Raw genomic sequence first — 2,731 nt, forward strand, 5'->3', positions numbered from 1 at the left:
CGCTACAGATTACAATAAAGCCGTGGATTTTCCCAACATCCCCGCCGACTGGGAGCCGAGGGGACGTTCTCTTGCTCCGTCAGAGATTGCCGCATTATTAGCTACTTGTTATTCGTCTAGTCCCATTGACATTCGAGATGCAGCGATCGTTGTCATGTTACTGGGTACGGGTTTACGGCGGTCAGAGTTGGTCGATTTGGAGCATCAAGACTTAAACTTGAACACTGGAGAAATTTTGGTTCGCAAAGGCAAACGTGGAAAAAGTCGCAGAGTTTATCTCTCAACCGAAGCTCGACCCTATGCTGGGAGGTGGCTGGAGGTGCGAGGGGTGGAACCGGGAGCATTGTTATGTCGAATTCGTCGCGGAGGTCACCTGCATTTGGGACGGTTGCACCCCGACGCAATTTGGCGAGTGTTGCAGCATCGGGCAAAGCTAACTCAATTAGAATCTTTTAGCCCTCATGATTTGAGAAGGACATTCTGCTCTGACCTGCTAGACGCTGGAATTGATATTATCACAGTGCAGAAATTACTTGGTCATGCTAGTCCGGCAACCACTGCTAAGTACGACCGCCGGGGTGAAGATGTCAAGCGATTGGCAGTGGAGCAGTTATCGATTCCTCGTCAACATCCGAATGCTTGATCTCAGAAATCCCTTATCGAATCCTAGCAAAGGCAGTCCTAGATGTTTTCGGCAAAGTTTTCGAACGCCAGTGGGAGGGGGTCAGCCAGTAGTCCTTGGGAATTTCTTGCAAGTGAGGGAATAATAAATAAGCACCCAAAAGATAGTCGATAATATTTTCATCGGCGCTGATACCAGAAAAAGCTTTGATTTGCTCAAAAGTAAGCAAAAAAGTCTCCTCACGTTTGCGGTTAATGGCCTGATACTCAAGTTGAAAGGAAGCAGGCATAGCTGAGGAGGTAGCGTAATAATTCCACAGAAGGCAGCATTCGTGCAAAGACAGATTGGCAGATTGCAGCAACAAGGCAGCGCGGTAATACAGCCCAGAACGGCGGAGCATATATGGGTGAACCGGAAATGGCAAACCAGCAACAACGCCAGCTTGTTGTACGATATGATGCAAAGAGCGATCGCTTAGGCGTTGTTTTCTCTCGCTCTCTAATATCCAGTCAGTTTTACTAAGTTGTACTAATCCCTGCAAAATCTCAATTTCCGCAAGACACAAAAGTTGTTGATTAACTACGACTTGCGGTTGGAGGCGGAGGGATTTAGAACGATTGCGAACCACCAGTAGACTATTGGCGGTGGAATTGAGGTCACACCAGCGCAGCCAGCAGATTTCCGATGGTTGCAGCGCTTGACAGAACAACAGCATAATTAGAGCTTGGTTGCGGATAGGAGTGCGGGTTTGGCGACAGGCAGTAATCAGGGCATCAACTTCGTGGAGGTATAGGAATTCGCGATCACGGCGGTCTGAGTTAGGGAGTTTGCGTGGGGGAAGCTTGGTCATAAAGGAATCAACTTTTTACCTGAGCGCGCTATCTATTGGATTGTCGGAAATGCGTAGATACTGGAAACCTTTTTCACCGATTAGCTTACGGTCAAAAGAATAGGTGGTAGAACACTCAGCTTGTTGAGCAATTGCACCAATCAAGTAATCAGAAAAATCAGCTTTACCCAATTTCATACGTTGCAAAGCTTGATATACGGAGGAACGATTCTCAAACTCCATTACAGGAGTAGCAAGCATGGCTTCTAGAACCTCAGCAATTTGTGGGCGAGTAAATTGGTAGGGCTGACCTCGAAGTACCCAAACCAACTCACAAAGAACAATATTGGACAGAAAGCATAATTGCCCCTCTGCCTCAATTAACCCGGCGGCTAGTTGCCACTGTTCTAAATCATCAGCAGTCACATAGCGCACTAGCAGATTAGTATCAAGTCCAATCACTTGCACCCTGGGCGATCGCCGATTCCATATCTTCAATAGTTGCGGCAGCCAAACCCGGACGGCGTAGCATTCCAGATAATGATGTAACTGGTACATTGAGAGGAACTACCTTAACCGTGCCATTTTCATCGATCACAAAGCCAATTTTGCTGCCAATTTCTAACTTCAAGTAGTCTCGAATCTCTTTGGGGATAGTTATTTGTCCTTTACTGGTAATAGTAGCGCTTTTCATAGAGCTAAATCCTTACTTTAATGACTTGCTCAATTGTAAGGTAAAAATGATTAATTGATAATCCAAAAATCCCTTGAATCCCGATAAAACTCCCCCGTGCCATCCCACTGATAAGGGGTAGGGGAATGCAGCAGCCCTAGCCAAACCTCGACCAATGGCATACCCAGCGATTGCTGTAGTTGCTCTAGAGAAACTTTCATACTCTGGTGCTGTTCAATCCAGAGAGCGATCGCCTGACACCAAGCAAAAATATCTTCATCATGAGCAAAGTCTAAAGCAAGTTGTTTGTGTTCTTCGTCGGATAAGGGTAATTCATTGTCAAGAAGAGAAAGAGCGTTTAATTGCTCGATCATTGCTAGCACAGCAGACTTATCTACTACACTTACTACAGAATCTTGCGCTTTGAGGGTTGTTTTTGCTCGGCGTTTACGAGGTGGTAGTGGTTCCATCAAGTCGCTTAAATCCATAGCCATCGTCTGGCGCACAATATCATTAAAGAAATTACTCTCAACGTGGGGATCGCGGTAGGCATTTTCCCAGTTATCAATTAGTACCTCTGACCGTAATAGTTGCAATTGTGCTAGTT

Annotated in this window: 5 protein-coding genes; 1 reads left to right on the forward strand and 4 read right to left on the reverse strand. The window is 46.0% G+C overall.

Going from position 1 to position 2,731, the window contains the following annotated elements; all coding sequences use genetic code 11:
* A partial coding sequence (locus C7B70_RS25490; protein ID WP_146134184.1) for a site-specific integrase occupies positions 1 to 643 on the forward strand: 643 nt, incomplete at its 5' end.
* 13 nt (positions 644 to 656) lie between these two features.
* On the opposite strand, the gene C7B70_RS25495 is transcribed toward C7B70_RS25490, so the two are convergent.
* From C7B70_RS25495 to C7B70_RS26740, 4 genes are all read right to left on the reverse strand, one after another.
* A complete protein-coding gene (locus C7B70_RS25495) occupies positions 657 to 1,472 on the reverse strand; it encodes a tyrosine-type recombinase/integrase (protein WP_106371655.1) in 816 nt (271 codons plus the stop codon).
* A 15-nt stretch (positions 1,473 to 1,487) separates the two neighbouring features.
* Entirely contained in the window at positions 1,488 to 1,913 is a 426-nt protein-coding gene (locus C7B70_RS25500; RefSeq protein WP_199192578.1) for a PIN domain-containing protein, read from the reverse strand.
* Positions 1,900 to 2,145, reverse strand: a complete 246-nt coding sequence (locus C7B70_RS25505; RefSeq protein ID WP_106371657.1) for an AbrB/MazE/SpoVT family DNA-binding domain-containing protein — start codon at positions 2,143 to 2,145, stop codon at positions 1,900 to 1,902. The genes C7B70_RS25500 and C7B70_RS25505 overlap by 14 nt, the downstream gene beginning before the upstream one ends.
* Before the next feature lie 50 nt (positions 2,146 to 2,195).
* On the reverse strand, positions 2,196 to 2,731 hold a 536-nt coding region (locus tag C7B70_RS26740; RefSeq protein ID WP_106371658.1), incomplete at its 5' end, for a hypothetical protein.

Source organism: Chlorogloea sp. CCALA 695, assembly GCF_003003885.1.
In the GTDB taxonomy this organism is placed as follows: Bacteria; Cyanobacteriota; Cyanobacteriia; order Cyanobacteriales; family Chroococcidiopsidaceae; genus Aliterella.

What these genes read in the sequence shown, in the direction of transcription:
- C7B70_RS25505 (WP_106371657.1), bottom strand. Translation starts at nt 2,145, where the DNA reads ATGAAAAGCGCTACTATTACCAGTAAAGGACAAATAACTATCCCCAAA.
- C7B70_RS25495 (WP_106371655.1), bottom strand. Translation starts at nt 1,472, where the DNA reads ATGACCAAGCTTCCCCCACGCAAACTCCCTAACTCAGACCGCCGTGAT.